The sequence below is a fragment of the Nonomuraea marmarensis genome (genome assembly GCF_043197025.1).
Taxonomy (GTDB): Bacteria; Actinomycetota; Actinomycetes; order Streptosporangiales; family Streptosporangiaceae; genus Nonomuraea; species Nonomuraea marmarensis.
Window position 1 is genome coordinate 84,263 of sequence record NZ_JBICRM010000038.1, and the last position, 15,833, is coordinate 100,095.

The window sequence follows — 15,833 nt, forward strand, 5'->3', positions numbered from 1 at the left end:
GGTCATGGCGTGCCGTCTTGGGTCGCGCCGAGCGCGGCGGTGCTGAACTCCCAGATCTCTTGCAGCACTGCGGCCCGGTCGGGGCGGGGATCCTGGTCGAGGACGATGGCCAGCACGGAGCGCATGCCGCCGACGACGGCCGCGGACATGAGCTCGGCGTCGCGCCCGCTGGTGATGAGGCCTTCGGCCTGGCCGGCGGCCACGTGCTTGGCCCCGAGGGCGATGACCTGCCGGGCGCAGCGGGCTTCCATGGCGGCGACCTGGGCGTCACCGACCATCCGGCCGAGCACGACGGGGGCGAGCGGCTCGTCGTAGACCCAGTCGATCCACCGGGTGAGCTGGGCCCGCCAGCGCTCGAGCCACGTGTGGCCGGCGAAGTGGCCGAGCACGGTCTCGTCCAGCAGCCGGTCGTAGAAGTCGGCGAGCAGCGCGGTCATCAAGCCGCTGCGGGTGCCGAAGTAGCGGTAGGGCAGGCCGACGCTGAGCTCGGCGCGGCGTGCGACCGCGGCGACCTCGATGTCGCCGGTCTCGATGAGTTCGGCGGCTGCGGCGTCGAGGATGCGGCGGTGGGTGGCGGCGCCGCGTTCGGTCAATGACTCCATATCACCATGTTAGTTGAGTTCAACTCAACCTCCCATGCCTTCCGGTGTCGCCAGGGCGATGATCAGCCATGGCTGCACGCTTAACAGCGGAGCCCGGGCCGCGTCGGCTGATCCTGCGCGGAAGTTGACGTGGGTTGTTCCGTGAGCGCGATCAGCTCTGTGGAGTCGTCGGTGCGTGCTTCCCTCTGTCAGGTCCCCATGTGACGGGGCGGCCAGGCGGTATTCACTCGGGGGACCGGCCCAGCCCGGCGTCGCGGGCGCGGATGATGGCCTCGGCGCGGTCGGCGACCTGGAGTTTGGTGAAGATGCTGGAGATGTGGTTGGCCACGGTCTTGGGGGAGATGCCCAGGCGGCGGCTTATCTCGCCGTTGGGGCGGCCGGCGGCGATCAGGTCGAGCACGTCCCGCTCCCGATCGGTCAGCTGGGGAAAGGGGACATCGGCCGGGGGCGGGGCGGAGAAGAAGCCGAGCACCCGTTGTGCGATGCCGGGCCCGAAGATCGCCTCACCGGCGGCCACGGCCCGGATGGCCCGGACGATCTCGTCTTGTTCGGCGCCTTTGAGCAGGTAGCCGCGGGCTCCGGCGCGCATGGCGGCGAAGACCGAGTCGTCGTCGTGGTACATCGTCAGCATGAGCACCGCGACCTGGGGGGCGTCGCGGGTGATCTGCCTGGTGGCCGTGATGCCGTCCAGATCGGGCATCTGGATGTCCATGACGAGTACGTCCGGGTGGTGGGTGACGGCCTGGCGCACGGCCTCGTGGCCGCCTGCGGCGTCGCCGATCACGGTGAGCCCGTCGATGGAGCCGAGCAGCGCGCGCAGGCCGCTGCGCACGATGGGGTGGTCGTCGGCCAGCAGGACAGTGATCATGATGCTCCCAGCGGCAGGATGGCCACGACCTGGCCGCCGTCAGGGCTGGGGCCTGCTGTGCAGGATCCGCCGAGTTCGGCGGCGCGTTCGCGCATGGAGGACAATCCCACTCCCGGTTTCCACTCCTGCGGCGAGTCGCCGTTGTCGCTGATGCGCAGATGTAATTGGGCGTCGGCGTCGATCCGCACGTGGATGCGGCTGGCGTCGGAGTGGCGTACGGCGTTGGTCATCGCCTCGGTGGCGATGCGGAAGGCCGCCGCCTCGACCGCGGCCGGAAGCGAGGGCAGGGTGTCGGGAGCGGCTATGTGGACGGCGATGCCGTCGCGTCGCAGGTGGGCGGCGCGTTGTCGGATCGCCCCGACCAGGCCGAGGTCGTCCAGGGCGGGCGGGCGCAGGTCGTAGACCAGCCGACGGATGTCGTTGATCGCCTGGGCGGTCTCGGCACGCAGTTCCGCGACCAGGTCCCGGGCCGCATCGGGGTCGGTGCTGATCAGGTTGCGGGTGGCGTCGGCCTTGAACGTCACCCCGGTGAGCACGGGGCCAAGCCCGTCGTGCAGGTCGCGGCGCAGCCGCCGCCGCTCTTCCTCCCTGGCCACGACGATCGCCTCGCGGGAGTGCTGCACCTGCTGCGACAGGGCGAGGGCGTGCACGGCGACCGAGAGCGGCGCGGCGAGCAACTCCAGGATGGCATGGTCGGCGCCGCTGAGGCGGTTCTCCCCGTAGCGCAGACCCACCACCAGCTCGCCGACATCCTGCTTGCCGTAGCGCAGGGGGTACGTGTGCAGGTGTTGCGGAGGACGGCCGGATACGACCACCTCCGCGACGGTGTGCAGCGCCGCGTACGGGATCCGCAGCGCTTCGCGCACCGCCTCCAGCACCCCGGGCAGCCCGGCGTCCAGGCGTTCGCCCACCCGCCAGACGGCTCGCATCGGGTCGGCGCGGTCGCCGTACAGGATCCGGTCGACGACACGCTGCAGGCGGACCCGCACCGGGTTGAATCCGACCGCGATCAGCACCGTGGCCGCGACCGAACTGCCCAGCCCCACCTGCCGCCGCATCACGGTGTCCAGCACCGCGACAAAGGCCATGTAGGTGCCGACGACGCCAGTCGTCAAGAGCGCGTACAGCACCGTACGGGACAAGACCAGCCGAATATCCAGCAGCTGATGACGCAAGATCGCCACCATGATCGCCGCCGGGATGAGCGGTACGGCCAGCAGAATCAGGACCGGCCCGGACTCGAAGACGCCCCAGAGGGCCAGGACCACCACGACGACCAACACGGCCTGCACCAGCCACAACAGCTGGCGGCGGCGCGCGTCATCCCCTCGCCGGTAGCGGACGGCCAACGCGACCAGGCCGATCACGACAGTGATGACCACGCGCACTTCGCTGACAACCCACAGCGGCGCCAGCTCGGCATGGCCGGGCAGGACCAGATATCCCCTCAGCCCGGTGCCCATCCCTTCGGGGTCGGCGCCCATCTCCAGCACGAACAGCGGAGCGGTGGCCACGGTGGCCCACATCAGCCGGCGCAGTGTCGGCCCGCCCGCTCGGCCGTCGGGGAACAGCTGCAGGATCAGCGGCAGGCACAGCCCGATCGACCACGGCCAGGCATAGGCGCCCACCGTCACGAGCACCCGTAACCCGGCGGTGGGCCAGCCGGTGTCTTGGCCGTACTGCATCAGCGGGACGACGACCGCCGACGTCGCGTGGCCGAGGCCATCGGCGATCAGCAGCCAGCCGATCGGATTGCCCCGCCGATGCCAGGCGATGAGCAGGCCGCACACCGAGAACGCCAAGCCCATCGCGGCGTTCGTCACGACGAAGGAGTCCAAAGCCTCCGCCACGCCCCTGCCGAGGATCACACTGCCGATCACGGCCGTGGCCACTTCCGCGGCCGCCACGCTGAACAGCGCCACGGCCGCCGCGCGACCGGCTCGGGCCCGCGTGCGGTCGGCCTCAATTGCGGGTGTGGTGGTCACCATCACATGATGAGCTCTCCGATCCTGGCGTGTCCTGGGGGCAGGCACCCGGACCGGCTGGGAAAAATTCCCGGCCGACGACCCCGGCACACCCTGGCTGAGGGCAACGGGCCACGCACACGCTGGTGGCCATCCGATCCCCCTGTCAAGGAGAGCCATGACCGCCACCGTCACGCCCGCGACGACCGCCGCCGCCCCATCGCGGGCCCGGCGCCTGAGCCTCGGCCTACTCGTCGCGATCGGGCCGCTCAGCATCGCGGCCATACGCGCGACCCTGCCGTACGGCACCACCGACACCTCGGCGGAGGTGCTCGCCAAGATCGCAGCCCACCAGGACGCCGAGTCGGCGGTCCTGTGGCTGTCTCTGCTCGCCACGTTCACCCTGGTGCCGGGCACGATCGCGCTCGGCCTGCAGGCGGCCAGACGTAGCCGCCTGCTCGGCACGGCAGCGCTGGTGATATCGGTGGCCGGCTTCTCCGGACTGCCCGCGATCGTGGCCATCGACCAGGCGGCGCTCTCGGCGGCGGCCGCAGGCGCGCCTGCCGACGTCACCGCCCGCCTGCTCGACCATCTGCTCAACGAGCCCACTGTCGCCGTCGCCACCATGATCTTCGTGATCGGCCACATCGTGGGCGTGGTACTGCTGGGGATCGCCCTGTGGCGCGGCGGCATCCTGCCCGGCTGGGCGGGGTTCATCCTGTCGACCTCACAGCCACTGCACCTGGTCTTCGCGGTGATCGCGCCCAACCAACTCCTCGACGGATCTGCCTGGCTGTTGACCGCGACCGGCTTCGCCCTCGCCGCCGTATCCGCGCCACGCACCCCCACAACACCCTGACCCAGGAGAGACCGGACGAGCTTCCACGCACCGATAGCGTTCCCCTGGCGGGCCCAGGTGCTCGGTAGCGCGCTGTCCGGCCTGATGATTGTCCGCGACCTCGACGTCATGTTCGACGCCTCGGACGACGTCTGGCCGGCTTGGCCACCCTGGTCGGCCGCGTCGAGGTGCTTGCTGTGGACTTCCGCGATGAACGAGGCGAGCGCCGTCCGACCTCGCGACTCACCGACGAGCGTTTCTACGCCGTCCTGCTCGTCAACGAGGTGTGGAAGGTCGACCTGACGTTCTGGCTGCATGTCGTCGAGCGGCCGCACGTCCCCGACGCACTGCGGTTGCGTGCGGCAACCGATGACCAACGCGCGACGATACTGCGGCTGAAGCACGAGTGCCCGGACTACCCCGACACGATCGGTGGTTCGGACATCTACACCGCGGTGCTGGAGCGCGGCGTTCGAACGGTCAAGGAGCTACTATCTGTGGTCCGTCCGGAGTTACGGTGATGCCATGGATGCTGGCGGCGCCGAGCCGTACGGACTGGTGCTGCGTCGCCTGCGCGAGCGCGCGGGTCTCACCCAGGAGCAGCTGGCCGAACGCGCCGGGATCAGCGCGAACGCGGTGAGCGCGCTGGAGCGCGGCATCCGGCAGCGGCCCTACCGCCACACCAGGGACGCGCTCGCGACCGCGCTCGGGATCACGGCCGCCGAGCGGGAGGCGTGGGAGCAGAGCCTCGCGATGGCCGTGGCCCGGCCGCGGCTCCCGGCTGCCTCCTCTCCCCTCCTCGGCCGCGAGTCGCAGATCGACACGGTGCTCCACCGGCTGTCGACGGAGCGAATGGTGACGCTGACCGGCCCGGGTGGCGTCGGCAAGACGCGGCTCGCGCTCGCCGTGGCCGAGCGGGTCGCGGAGCGGTTCGCCGACGGGGTGGTCTTCGTTCCGCTGGCCGCGCTGCAGGAGAGCGCGGATGTGCTGCCCGCGATCGCGTACGCGTTCGGCCTGCGCGAGCTCGGTCCCCGTGACGTCCGGGACGTGCTGGCCAGCCACCTGCGGGCCAGGCGCGCGCTGCTCGTCCTCGACAACGTCGAGCACATGCTGGACGCGGCCGCGGAGGTAGCCGCACTGATGATCGCAGCTCCCGCGGTCGTGATCCTGGCCACCAGCCGCGCTCCCCTGCGCATCCGCGGCGAGCACGTCCATCCCGTTCCCCTGCTCACGGCCGAGGAGAGCGCCAACCTGTTCGCCGCGCGAGTCACCCAGGCCAGCGGGCAACCCGTCGCCGGTGACCCGGGCGTCGTGGCCGAGCTGTGCGCTCGCCTGGACCACCTGCCGCTGGCCATCGAACTGGTGGCCGCCCGCACTCGGCTGCTCACCCCGGCGCAGCTTCTCGCGCACCTCGACGCGCTCGTCCTCGGTACGGCCAGCGGCCCGAGAGACGTCCCCGCGCACCAGCGGACGCTGCGCGACACTGTGCTGTGGAGCTGCAACCTCCTCAACGAGGAGTCGCGCACACTGCTGCGCCAGCTCGCCGTCTTCTCCGGAGGCTGGACGCTGCCCGCGGCGATGGCCGTGGGCGAGATCATCGAGACCGAGGCGCTCGACCTGCACGCCACGCTGCTGGACAACAGCCTCATCGTGCGCGATACGGCCGGCGACCAGCCCCGGTTCGCGATGCTGGAGACGATCCGGGCCGTCGTCCTGGAGCATCTGGCCACCTCGGGCGAGCGGCACGCCAGGTACTTCTGCGGCCTGCTGGCGGGCATCGGGCCGTCTGTGTGGGGACCCGGGGCCGCCGACACCCTGGATGAGCTGGAATCCGACCACGACAACCTGCGCGCGGCCATGCGGCACCTGCTCGCGGCAGGTGCGCTGCCCGAGGTCGCCGCCGCCTTGGCCGGGTCCTGGCTCTTCTGGGTGATTCGGGGACACTTGCACGATCCGCTGCGCTGGGCGATCGCCGCGCTCGGCTCCGAGACGGAGTTGGCGCCGGTGGTCCGTGCCAGGCTGCAGTACGTCGCCGGATGGTCGCTTCTCCCGCGAGGACGGCACGACGAGGCTGCTGACCGGTTCGAGGCCGCCGCCGGCTCCGTCGCCGAGGCAGAGCGGGCGTGGATCTTGTTGTCCTGGGCGCACGCCGAGGTGTATCGCGGCCGGTGGGAGCGTGCCGCCGAGCTGCTCGCGTCGGCGTCGGAGGCGTTGGACGGGCATGACGAGGAGGTGCACGCACTGTCGTGCGTGGTGATCGGGCACGCGCACGTGGCCATCGCCGGCGGTTCCATGGCAGAGGCCGACGAGCTGCTGGCCGCGCACCTGCCGGACATCGAGGCCCGCGGCGCGCGGTGGCCGCTGGCCGTCGCGCTCGGCATCCATGGCCGGGTCGCCGCCGTCCTCGGCGGCCATGAGCGGGCGGCGGGCCTGCTCGACCGTTCGGTGCGAATCTTCGGCGAGTTGCAGGACACCTGGGGCATGGCTCACCAGCTCACCCATCTCGCGGACGCCGCCGCGCTCCAGGGCGACCACATCCGGGCGGCGCTGCTGTACGGCGCTGTCGACGAGCTTGTCCACGAGGTGGGCGCTCAGGTGTTCCACGTGTGGCAGGAGCTGAGCGATCGCTGCCAGGCGCGTGTCATGTCCGCGCTCGGGGCCGACCGCTGCACGCAGCTGCGCCGCCGCGGGCGGTTGCTCACCGTGGCCCAGGTCGTCGAGCTGGCGACGGGGTCACGGGATGCTCACACACTGGCGGGTGTGTGAGCGGTGTCCGTGGTGCTCGCCTTCGCCACGGCTGAGGCTGGTCCCTGTTCGAGCAGCCCAATGCGAAGGAGCGACACCATGTCGTACTCCAATCTGGAGATCATGCGAGGACTCTATGCGGCGTTCGCCGTCAGGGACTTGGAGACCATCAGCGCCGCCATCCACCCCGAGTTCGTGATGCGGCAGAGCGAGCTGCTGCCCTGGGGTGGGCGCCGCCAGGGGCCCGAGGGCTTCCTGGCCTTTCTCGGCACGCTGCTCAGCCACCTCGACCCCGCGCTCGACATCGAGGCCCTGTACGACGCGGGCGATCACGTCGTACAGGTCGGCCACTCCCACGGCACGGTGATCGCGGACGGCACGCCGTATCGCGTGCCGGAGGTGCACATCTGGCAACTCCGGGACGGCCTGATCACGGCCTACCAGGTCTACGTCGACGTCCCGGCCATGCTCGACGCCTTGAACGACGGGACCTCATCAAGGTCGTGAAATGCCGGTGCAGCAGCCAGGCAACATCGCGAGCCCAGGCTGGCTGGAAGGGCTTGGCGGCACCACTGTCGCTGGCCGGCACCTCAGCTGCCGTTGGAGAGATCGAGCGACGGCACGACACGATCCCGGCGAAACCGTTGACAACCTTAATACCATTTAGAAAACTGAATGGCATGAAGGATACGTCGGGAGTCCCGCCCGATCGCCGGCAGCGGCGGCGGGCCGAAACGATCGCCGAGATCCTGGCGATCGCCGAGGAGCAGATGGCCGCCGACGGAGTAGCGGCACTCAACCTGGCCCAGGTCGCCCGGCGGATGGGGCTGACGCCGGCGGCGTTGTATCAGTACTTCGCCGCCAAGAACGCCATCTACGAGGCGTTGTTCGCCCTGGGAATGGCCGAGCTGGAGCCGGTGCTGGTGGCGGCCGAGAAACGGGCGCAGACCGATCCGGTGGCGGCGATGACCACCTGTCAGCAGGACATCCTGCGCTGGTGCATGAATCGGCCGGTGCTGGCGCAGATCATCTTCCTGCGCCCGGTGCCGGGTTTCGAGCCATCAGAGCAGACCTGGGCCTTCGCGCTGAGCCAGTTCCAGCGGCTGCGTGAGATCCTGCGCATGGCAGGTGCGGCAGGTCAGGTCCGTCCCGAGGGCGCCACCGACGACGCGATGGAGATCCTCGTCTGCCTGGCCTCAGGGGTGCTGACCCGGCAGCTGGCCAACGAGCCCGACGCGCCGGTCGACGGCGGCCGGATCGCCCGGTTGCTGCCGACCGTCCTGGACATGTTCTTCACCTACTACGCCCCCCGCGACACCTGACAGGGTGGCGGCACGGAGTGCCGCCCCAGGAAGGAACGTTCCATGCACCCTGTGCCCGCCTTAGAGGAGCGGTAGCCATGGCCCGCCCCCACCACGAGAGCGTCCATCTCCACATCAAGGCCGCGCCGCAGGCGATCTGGAGCCTGATCGCCGACATCACCCGCATGGGCGAATGGAGCCCGATCTGCCGGCGCTGCGCGTGGCTCGCTCCAGTCACCGGGCCGGTGGCCGGAGCCCGGTTCGTCGGCCACAACCGCATCGGCGGCCTGCGCTGGTCACGTGAGTGCGAGGTGCTGGTCAGCGAGCCCGGCGCCGAGTTTACCTTCCGCTCCTTCGTCGGCGGCCGCCCCTCGACGCTGTGGCGCTACCTGCTGGTCCCGGACGGCGCCGCAGGCACCAGAGTGACCGAGGAGTACACCGTGACGAGCGACTCCTCCAGCCCTCGCTGGGTCACGGCGCTCGAGAGCATCCCGGCGATACGCGAGCGCAATCGGGCCGCCATGCGCAACGGCATGATCGAGACCCTGCAACGCATCAAGGCAGCCGCCGAGGCCGGCGCACCGGCCCAGCGCTAGCCACCCCGGCAACCGTCGATCGCCAACGACACGGCGCGGCTGCCGCTGCCCGCGCCCCTGCTGACACCTCGTGACCTCCCCGCCACCTCATGACCTCCGCACGACCGATCGGCAACACGGGCAGCTATCAACCGCATACGTTAAGAAAGAGGACGCCCATGTCTGCGCCGGAGACGCACCCCCGTACCGAGCCTGACCTGTCGGCGTTCCTGCTGGCTCATGCCGGGTTCCGGGTCGAGTTCGGCCGCCTGGCCGAGGTCATCGACAACGCGCGCGACGCCCGCCACGCCGAGCTGATCGAGGACCAGATCGAGTTCGTCCTGTCCTACCTGCACCATCACCACACCGATGAGGACACCTGGGTCTGGCCCCTGCTACGCGCCCGCGCCCCGCACTCGGAGCAGACGCTGGCCGCACTGGAACGGCAACACCAGCAGATCGACCCCGACCTGGCCCTGGCCGGCGACCGCGCCCAGCCGCCGGCGCAGCGCGAGGCCGCGTTGCGCCGGCTGCACACCGCGCTGGCCCACCACCTGGACGAGGAGGAACGCGACGCGGTCCCGCTGATCCGCTCCCAGCTCACCGCCGAGGAATGGCACGCCCATGGCCTGCAGGTGGTCCGCGCATACGACCGCCAGCGGGTGCCCCTGCTGTTCGGCTGGGCCTGCGCCGCCGGGCCACCCGAACTGGTCCGCCAAGCACTCACCGACTTCCCCACCCCGATCCGCCTGCTCTTTCGGCTGCGCTGGTGGCCCGCCTACCGCCGCCGCCACACCCGCCTGTACGCAAGCCCGCCCCGCCGCGACCCCGACCGCGCCTGACCACCAACCATCAGGCCGCACGGCGGGTACAGGCGAGGCACCTCGCACCTATCCCTCCATCGCCGCTCCTGGGCACGGGCTCCCAGATGGGCCGGGAAATCCTCCCGGCCGTCCAGCCGTACGCCCTCTCCCGATCGGGAGCCACGCCACCGCACGCTGATGGCATACCGACAGGCCGAACCATCGGCCGCGACCACCACAAGGAGAAGATCATGAAACGCGTCGCCCTCGGCGTGGCCGCACTCGCCGCCGCGCTCACCGTGGCCTGCCCAGCCGTCGCAGCCTCCCCGGCCAGCGCCGCGCCGGCCAGCGCGTCCACCGGCGTCAAGTGGACCAGCTTCGACTGGGACCACGCCATGACGACGGGCGCCTGCCGGATCAGCAAGGGCGCCAAATGGACCCTGTACTCCAACGGACAGGCCCACTTCGACGCCAGGGTGTCCAGCGCCGAGGGCGACGACGCGTGGCTGATGTGGGCCTCCCTCCTGGACAACCAGGGGGCCGTGCTCGGCGAGATCCGAGTGTCCGGCAGCAGAAGCACCAAGTTCGTCCAGAACCTGCCCAGAGCGTACTGGCTCTACCGGTGGCAGGCCGACGGGCAGTTCGACGCCCGCCTGTACGACCAGGTCGACTCGATCGTGCTGAGCAAGCACTGCTGACCGATCGGCGCCGGTCGTCCTCGGCCTCGCGCCGAGCCTGGGCGCGGGCCCTGCTCCGGAAGGGGCGCGGGATCGTCCATGCGATCTGGGGGTGATGTGAGCAACCGCGGTGCCTGCCGTTTCTGTTGGCCCGACCCAGCAGACCAACCTCGGCTCCACCTGCGTGCATGCCACTCAGCCGGATCGTCGGAACTAACGCACCGTTGACTATTTGGAGAGCACAGATGAACACCATCGCACGGGCGGCGGCCGGGGCCGCCGCCGTCGCGGCCATCCTGGCGGCCGCGGCCCCCGCGGCCGCCGCACCCACCTCCTCCAACCAGGTGTCCTGGGGGCCACTGTCCTCGCCCGGTAAGGGGGCCAGAGCCGTCGGGACGATCCACGCGGCCGGTGAGGACTACGCGGTGATCCCGGCGGCGGCTCAGCTCACGGTGTCGGGAACAGTCACCGACCGGATCCGGGCGGGGTCGGTGTGCGGGTGGGCGGTGTTCAACATCGCCACCGTCAACACGGCGGGCAACCGGGTGAACTGGACCCGCCACCCCGTCCGCACCTGCGCCTACCGGACGCCGAAGCGGTTCTCCTTCACCTACCACCGGGTGTACCAGGTCGAGCTGAAGGTATGCGCGGGAGCCCGGACGAAGGAACCGTCGATCCAGTGCACCGCGGGCAACCCCGCCTGGACCGATCTCTACACCTCCCCGCACTAGAGCAATGGCCAAACCGTTCAGCCGCCGCACCTCGCTGCTCGTGGTCGCGGGCATCGTCGCGGCCGCACTGGGCCTGCCGTATCTGGGGCAGATGGTGTTCGAACCGTGGGCGCGGTCGCCGAGCGGCGCCCCCACGCTGACCGGGTACTGGGCCGGCACCGTCACCTTCCCCGGCAAGGGGCGGGTACGGGTGGCGATGGAGCTGTACGCACCGATCCACGCACGACGCTGCGGCAACTGCCCCGAGGTCAAGGGCGACCTGAAGGTGTGCGCGTCCGGCCATCCTGTCGGCTACGAGGTCTGGGGCCACGTGAGCGACCGCCGAGCCAGCAGTTTCTCGCTACTCGGCCGGACGTCGGGAGCGTCACTGGGTGGGCTGGAAGGGTGGTGGCAGGGCGGCGACACGCTCACCGTCTCCCTCACCGACCAGGCCCCTGGGCGCTGGCAACTGCACCGCGCTACCGAATCGATCTTCACCGACGCTTGCTGACCGCTTCACCCGGGAGGAGCTCGTGTTCCGTTCGCTCATCGCCGTGATCACAGGGCTGGCCTCGATCGCGATCTCGCCGGCCGCGGCAGCCGCGCGCGGGTGCGACCGGTCGCTGGAGGCGCCCGCGGGCAGCCTGATCGGCCGCTTCTGGCGCTCCAGCGGCGGCCCGCACAGCGTGTACGGCTGCCCGACCACCAAGGAATACGGCTATGCCGACAAGCCGGGCTCCTGGCAGCGCTTCGCCAACGGCACGATCGGGTGGTCGCCGGACCTGGGCGGCGGTGCCCTGGTCCGCGTCTTCAGCGACGGGGACCTGGTCCTGAAGTGGAGCGGCCTGGCCCGCGACTGGGACTTCTTCAACGTCCGCTGGAGCAGGGACGGCGGCCGGACCACCCAGGTCAAGGTGCGCAGGTCCACGCCGTGGAGCGGCCAGTTCGTGCTGGCCCCGTTCGTCTCCGGCGGCGTCGGCACCACCACCGGGGGCGAGGAGCAGGTCCCGTTCGCCTTCATCGTCCAGGGCTGCGGCAGGACCACCTTCGGCTCCGAGTGCGGGCCCTGGAGCACCCCCGCCTCCATCCGCGTCGCCCACTGACCACATCCCCCTGGCGGCACCCAGATCACCGCCGTCCACCCCGCAGGCCATCCGCTCGGTGCGATGGTGTCGCACTCGATCCGATCAAGGAGAACAAACCCATGACAAGCAACCGCGCCCGACTCACCATCACTGCCACCGCCGCCGTTGCCGCGAGTATCCTCACCTTGGCCGCTGCGCCCTTAAGCGCTGCCGCGAACGCGTCGACCACCGCCGCCGCAGAGTGCGGCACCGCGGCACAGTACTACGACAAGGTCCCCGTGAGCGGCACAGGATCGCTCGCCAAGCAGTACAACTTCAGGCTGAGCCAGGCGGTGCACTGTCTCATCGACGCCGAACGCGCCAAGGCCGGGCTACCGCCGCTCACCCGGGTCGGCAAACTGGACGCGGCGTCGGCCGATCATGCGCGTGCCGCCGTGTCGCTGAAGTGGTGGAAGCCGGGGGCCGACTCGCACCGCAACCCGCAGACCGGTTCAACGCCATCGAGCAGGATCAGGGGTGCGGACTACTGCCCGAACCCCCGTTCCTGGGCCGTCGCCGAGACCACCTACAACGGTTGGGGCGGCGCAGGCACCCCGAGGGCAGCCGTCCACTGGTGGGTGTACGTCAGCAAGGCCGGCCACCGCGAGATCATCCTGAGCAAGTCGCTGACCGACGTCGGCACGCTCGGGGTCGTGGCAGGAGCCGCGGACCCGGCCGGCGCGGGCGCAAGCAAGGCGGGAACCTACGTCGCAACGTTCGGGCGCTGCCGGCAATAGCACAGGCGTACCGCCGCTCTGGCCTACAGAACCACGTGAACGTTCAGTTGCACCTTTCGTCTAGGTATCGGCAGGGAGGACGCGATGGGGGCGGACACAGCTCAGGCGGACACGCGGATGATGGGCATCGTGCACCGCGCGCTGCAGCGCGATCTGGAACGCACCCGAGCGGTGCTGACAGCCGAGCCGTATCCGCGGGGGCGCCGGCGACGGGCGCTCGGCGAGCATGTCGGGTGGATGATGGATTTCCTGCACGAGCATCACCAGGGTGAGGACGACAGGCTCTGGCCACTGGTACGCGAGCGCAACCCCGCCGCCGCCCCGCTGCTCGACTCCCTGGAGGCCGACCACCGGCAGATCGCCCCGGCGATCAAGGCACTGACAGCGGTCGGCCAGCGCTACGCCGGCACGACGACGGACCAGGAGCGCACCGCACTGGTGGCGGCATTGGACGCGCTCACCCAGGTACTCGTACCCCACCTCGACCGCGAAGTGGCCGAGGGCATGCCGCTCGTGGCAGCCAGCATCACCCACGCCGACTGGCGCGCCTGGGACCAGGCCTACAACATCAAACCCAAATCGCTGGCCAGGCTCGGCATGCAGGGGCACTGGCTGCTGGACGGCATCGATCCCGAGGGCTACCAGATCGTCGTGCACCAGGTCCCCCCGGAGCCGCGGTTCATCCTGCTACGCGGCTTCGCCCGCAGGTCCCGCCGCCAGGCCGCCACCCGGTGGCAACCGGAGGAGTCGGTGCAGCAGGCCAAGACATGACAGCGGAGCAGCCGCCACCGTACGAGCACCATCGATACCGGTCACCCCAGCGCGAGCAGCAAGCCGCGCGCACCCGCGCCAGCGTGCTGACCGCGGCCGCCCAACTGCTCTCCGATGCGGGTGGGCGGCAACGGGCACGCGTGATGTCGCCGCGCCGCCCGGCCTAGCGTTTCCCGTCGAGATAGCCGGATGAGACCTGGAGGAAATCGCCATGAGCAAGAAAGTGATCACTGCGATCGCCGGGCCGAGCTTGACTGCCGGTTTGCTGGGATTGGCCGGCGTACCGGCTGGTGCCCAGGCCGGCACGGCCAGCGAGGCTGCTACCGCTGCGATGGCCGCGCCGAAGCCACCGAGGCCGCCGAAGGGCGCCATAGTAGGGGGCGAATGTCCATCGCAGGTGAGCAGGGAAACAGGAGCAGCCGCGAAAATTGGCCTTCGCAGGTGCGCGGCGGTCCTCACCGTGGGACTGGTCGCCGTTCCGTCATCCGCGGTGCTCGGGACTGCCCAGACGGCCTCAGCGCAGGTGGGATGCGCCTACACCATCGCCGGGTCCGCCGACTGGGATGGCGATGGCAACAAGGACATCATTGCCCGGCAGAACACCACCGGTGACCTGTGGCTCTACCCCGGTGAGAGAAAGCCAGGTCCCAGCAGCAAGCCCCGGGTGCGGATCGGGACCGGCTGGAACGGCTACACGTTCGCTGGAGTCTCGACCTGGGACGGCGACGAGGTTCTGGACATCGTTGCCCGGCAGAACGCCACCGGTGACCTGTGGCTCTACCCGGGCACGGGCAAGCCCGGGCCGGCTTTCCAGCCTCGTGTGAAGATTGGAAACGGCTGGAACGGCTACACCTTCGCCGGGATCACCAACTGGCGCCGCTACGAACCCCGTGACCGGGACATCATCGCGCGCGACGACACGACCGGTGACCTGTGGCTCTACCCCGGTGAGAGAAAGCGTGGACCCAGCAGCAAGCCCCGGGTGCGGATCGGGACCGGCTGGAACGGTTACCGCATCCTCGCCTCCGGATGGTTCCCCGGACCCGACCCGGGCTGGGACGGCGACTCAAGTGCAGATCTGCTCGCCGTCGACGATTCCACCGGCATCCTCTGGCTGTACCCCGGTGACTCAGGCAGCGGCCCCAGCCACCATCCTCGCGTCCAGATCGGCCATGGCTGGAACAACTACACTCTGGTGGCCACCAGGTGGTGGGCCGACAACAGCCACAACCCCGATGCCACAGACCTGCTGGCCATCGAGAATTCCACCGGCATCCTGTGGGACTACCCCGGTAATGGAGACCGGAGTCCCCTCAGCCGTCCCCGTATCCAGATCGGCCACGGCTGGTGCTGAGCTGCGGGGTGGCCGGGGCGTTATCGCCTTTGCCTCTCACACCCCCTTCGGCAGCCTCCACCACGGGGCTTGGGACCGATCGTTCGGCCGGCTCCCTCCGGCCCGGGCCAGCGCGTCCTCGCCCGGGCCTCCAAGGTGGTGAGAATGGTTGGTGGTTGGCTGCGGGTGGCGACACCGGCCGAGCCACTCGCTGCGGTGGATGGCAACTGGTCTATTCCGTCAGGCCGGCGGACGAGTAGGAGCCCCAGCGATCATCTCCATGATCTGCCCTCCGGCTCAGTCCGGGTCGACTTCAGCGATTGGGAGGAAAACGTCCTGAAACGTACCTGGCCCAGGTCTGCCAGTGGGACAGCAAGCTGGGCGGCAAGAAGTACTGCGGCAAGTGGAACTACGCCTTCCGGTTCCAGGCGGGTCACGCCGTACCAGCGCTGTCCATCCGGTCACCCTTCAGCGCGAGCAAGCCGCGCACACCCGCGCCACCGTGCTGACCGAGGCCGCCCAACTGTCCACCGATGCGGGCACGCGTGATGTCACCGCGCCGCCCGGCCAAGCGTTTCCCGCCGAGATAGCCGGATGAGTCCTTAATGCCCTTGGAGGACGCTGCTTCGGCGTGAAAAGGGGGGCCTGCTCCGCCGTCCTCCGGATTGTTGCCAGCGGGGGTGCTGTGATCGGTGAGACTGAGGGTGGGCGTGGCCGCTCACTGACGTCGTAACCTCTTGGCGGGCTTGGACCCCGTGGATGAGTCTGACGCCGGGAGCCATACC

General features: G+C 70.0%; 19 protein-coding genes. 16 read left to right on the forward strand and 3 right to left on the reverse strand.

Annotation, left to right across the window (positions count from 1 at the left end; genetic code table 11):
* Positions 1 to 2: 2 nt before the first annotated feature.
* From ACFLIM_RS41450 to ACFLIM_RS41460, 3 genes are all read right to left on the reverse strand, one after another.
* Positions 3 to 602: a TetR/AcrR family transcriptional regulator gene (locus ACFLIM_RS41450; RefSeq protein WP_393174668.1), complete on the reverse strand. Its 600-nt coding sequence runs from the start codon at positions 600 to 602 to the stop codon at positions 3 to 5.
* Positions 603 to 825: 223 nt separating this feature from the next.
* Positions 826 to 1,470: a response regulator gene (locus ACFLIM_RS41455; RefSeq protein WP_393174670.1), complete on the reverse strand. Its 645-nt coding sequence runs from the start codon at positions 1,468 to 1,470 to the stop codon at positions 826 to 828.
* Positions 1,467 to 3,458 (reverse strand): sensor histidine kinase, encoded by a 1,992-nt coding sequence (locus tag ACFLIM_RS41460; RefSeq protein WP_393174672.1) that lies wholly within the window; start codon positions 3,456 to 3,458, stop codon positions 1,467 to 1,469. The genes ACFLIM_RS41455 and ACFLIM_RS41460 overlap by 4 nt, the downstream gene beginning before the upstream one ends.
* Positions 3,459 to 3,612: 154 nt before the next feature.
* On the opposite strand from ACFLIM_RS41460, the gene ACFLIM_RS41465 reads away from it, so the two are divergent.
* The 16 genes from ACFLIM_RS41465 (at position 3,613) to ACFLIM_RS41540 (ending at position 15,557) form a co-directional block, all read left to right on the forward strand.
* Complete coding sequence (locus ACFLIM_RS41465) at positions 3,613 to 4,293, forward strand: hypothetical protein (protein ID WP_393174674.1); 681 nt, start codon at positions 3,613 to 3,615, stop codon at positions 4,291 to 4,293.
* 140 nt (positions 4,294 to 4,433) lie between these two features.
* Positions 4,434 to 4,793 carry a hypothetical protein gene (locus ACFLIM_RS41470; protein ID WP_393174676.1) on the forward strand — a complete coding sequence of 120 codons (360 nt, stop codon included), beginning with the start codon at positions 4,434 to 4,436 and terminating at the stop codon, positions 4,791 to 4,793.
* A gap of 4 nt (positions 4,794 to 4,797) precedes the next feature.
* A complete protein-coding gene (locus tag ACFLIM_RS41475) occupies positions 4,798 to 7,038 on the forward strand; it encodes an ATP-binding protein (RefSeq protein ID WP_393174678.1) in 2,241 nt (746 codons plus the stop codon).
* 78 nt (positions 7,039 to 7,116) lie between these two features.
* Entirely contained in the window at positions 7,117 to 7,524 is a 408-nt protein-coding gene (locus tag ACFLIM_RS41480; RefSeq protein WP_393174680.1) for a nuclear transport factor 2 family protein, read from the forward strand.
* A 173-nt stretch (positions 7,525 to 7,697) separates the two neighbouring features.
* Positions 7,698 to 8,339 carry a TetR/AcrR family transcriptional regulator gene (locus ACFLIM_RS41485; protein WP_393174682.1) on the forward strand — a complete coding sequence of 214 codons (642 nt, stop codon included), beginning with the start codon at positions 7,698 to 7,700 and terminating at the stop codon, positions 8,337 to 8,339.
* A gap of 77 nt (positions 8,340 to 8,416) precedes the next feature.
* The gene (locus tag ACFLIM_RS41490) at positions 8,417 to 8,914 is read left to right on the forward strand and encodes an SRPBCC family protein (protein WP_393174684.1); all 498 of its coding nucleotides are present in this window, start codon (positions 8,417 to 8,419) and stop codon (positions 8,912 to 8,914) included.
* A gap of 158 nt (positions 8,915 to 9,072) precedes the next feature.
* Positions 9,073 to 9,735 carry a hemerythrin domain-containing protein gene (locus ACFLIM_RS41495; RefSeq protein ID WP_393174686.1) on the forward strand — a complete coding sequence of 221 codons (663 nt, stop codon included), beginning with the start codon at positions 9,073 to 9,075 and terminating at the stop codon, positions 9,733 to 9,735.
* A gap of 212 nt (positions 9,736 to 9,947) precedes the next feature.
* Positions 9,948 to 10,394, forward strand: coding sequence for a DUF6294 family protein (locus ACFLIM_RS41500; RefSeq protein WP_393174688.1), 447 nt, complete (start codon positions 9,948 to 9,950; stop codon positions 10,392 to 10,394).
* A gap of 224 nt (positions 10,395 to 10,618) precedes the next feature.
* Positions 10,619 to 11,104, forward strand: coding sequence for a hypothetical protein (locus tag ACFLIM_RS41505; protein WP_393174690.1), 486 nt, complete (start codon positions 10,619 to 10,621; stop codon positions 11,102 to 11,104).
* 4 nt (positions 11,105 to 11,108) lie between these two features.
* Entirely contained in the window at positions 11,109 to 11,594 is a 486-nt protein-coding gene (locus ACFLIM_RS41510) for a hypothetical protein (protein ID WP_393174692.1), read from the forward strand.
* Between the two features lie 22 nt (positions 11,595 to 11,616).
* Positions 11,617 to 12,186 (forward strand): LGFP repeat-containing protein, encoded by a 570-nt coding sequence (locus ACFLIM_RS41515; protein WP_393174694.1) that lies wholly within the window; start codon positions 11,617 to 11,619, stop codon positions 12,184 to 12,186.
* A 101-nt stretch (positions 12,187 to 12,287) separates the two neighbouring features.
* Positions 12,288 to 12,944, forward strand: coding sequence for a CAP domain-containing protein (locus ACFLIM_RS41520; RefSeq protein WP_393174696.1), 657 nt, complete (start codon positions 12,288 to 12,290; stop codon positions 12,942 to 12,944).
* A gap of 84 nt (positions 12,945 to 13,028) precedes the next feature.
* The gene (locus ACFLIM_RS41525) at positions 13,029 to 13,715 is read left to right on the forward strand and encodes a hemerythrin domain-containing protein (RefSeq protein ID WP_393174698.1); all 687 of its coding nucleotides are present in this window, start codon (positions 13,029 to 13,031) and stop codon (positions 13,713 to 13,715) included.
* Positions 13,712 to 13,882 (forward strand): hypothetical protein, encoded by a 171-nt coding sequence (locus tag ACFLIM_RS41530; protein ID WP_393174700.1) that lies wholly within the window; start codon positions 13,712 to 13,714, stop codon positions 13,880 to 13,882. Before ACFLIM_RS41525 ends, ACFLIM_RS41530 begins: the two co-directional genes overlap by 4 nt.
* A gap of 44 nt (positions 13,883 to 13,926) precedes the next feature.
* Positions 13,927 to 15,069, forward strand: a complete 1,143-nt coding sequence (locus tag ACFLIM_RS41535) for an FG-GAP repeat domain-containing protein (RefSeq protein WP_393174702.1) — start codon at positions 13,927 to 13,929, stop codon at positions 15,067 to 15,069.
* Between the two features lie 299 nt (positions 15,070 to 15,368).
* Positions 15,369 to 15,557, forward strand: coding sequence for a hypothetical protein (locus ACFLIM_RS41540; RefSeq protein WP_393174704.1), 189 nt, complete (start codon positions 15,369 to 15,371; stop codon positions 15,555 to 15,557).
* Positions 15,558 to 15,833: the final 276 nt, after the last annotated feature.

Bases quoted from the DNA above. Each gene is read 5' to 3' on its own strand.
- ACFLIM_RS41500 (WP_393174688.1), top strand. From the start codon at position 9,948: ATGAAACGCGTCGCCCTCGGCGTGGCCGCACTCGCCGCCGCGCTCACC.
- ACFLIM_RS41475 (WP_393174678.1), top strand. From the start codon at position 4,798: ATGGATGCTGGCGGCGCCGAGCCGTACGGACTGGTGCTGCGTCGCCTG.
- ACFLIM_RS41490 (WP_393174684.1), top strand. From the start codon at position 8,417: ATGGCCCGCCCCCACCACGAGAGCGTCCATCTCCACATCAAGGCCGCG.
- ACFLIM_RS41520 (WP_393174696.1), top strand. From the start codon at position 12,288: ATGACAAGCAACCGCGCCCGACTCACCATCACTGCCACCGCCGCCGTT.
- ACFLIM_RS41495 (WP_393174686.1), top strand. From the start codon at position 9,073: ATGTCTGCGCCGGAGACGCACCCCCGTACCGAGCCTGACCTGTCGGCG.
- ACFLIM_RS41525 (WP_393174698.1), top strand. From the start codon at position 13,029: ATGGGGGCGGACACAGCTCAGGCGGACACGCGGATGATGGGCATCGTG.
- ACFLIM_RS41505 (WP_393174690.1), top strand. From the start codon at position 10,619: ATGAACACCATCGCACGGGCGGCGGCCGGGGCCGCCGCCGTCGCGGCC.
- ACFLIM_RS41530 (WP_393174700.1), top strand. From the start codon at position 13,712: ATGACAGCGGAGCAGCCGCCACCGTACGAGCACCATCGATACCGGTCA.
- ACFLIM_RS41535 (WP_393174702.1), top strand. From the start codon at position 13,927: ATGAGCAAGAAAGTGATCACTGCGATCGCCGGGCCGAGCTTGACTGCC.
- ACFLIM_RS41455 (WP_393174670.1), bottom strand. From the start codon at position 1,470: ATGATCACTGTCCTGCTGGCCGACGACCACCCCATCGTGCGCAGCGGC.
- ACFLIM_RS41510 (WP_393174692.1), top strand. From the start codon at position 11,109: ATGGCCAAACCGTTCAGCCGCCGCACCTCGCTGCTCGTGGTCGCGGGC.
- ACFLIM_RS41460 (WP_393174672.1), bottom strand. From the start codon at position 3,458: ATGGTGACCACCACACCCGCAATTGAGGCCGACCGCACGCGGGCCCGA.
- ACFLIM_RS41465 (WP_393174674.1), top strand. From the start codon at position 3,613: ATGACCGCCACCGTCACGCCCGCGACGACCGCCGCCGCCCCATCGCGG.
- ACFLIM_RS41480 (WP_393174680.1), top strand. From the start codon at position 7,117: ATGTCGTACTCCAATCTGGAGATCATGCGAGGACTCTATGCGGCGTTC.
- ACFLIM_RS41485 (WP_393174682.1), top strand. From the start codon at position 7,698: ATGAAGGATACGTCGGGAGTCCCGCCCGATCGCCGGCAGCGGCGGCGG.
- ACFLIM_RS41450 (WP_393174668.1), bottom strand. From the start codon at position 602: ATGGAGTCATTGACCGAACGCGGCGCCGCCACCCACCGCCGCATCCTC.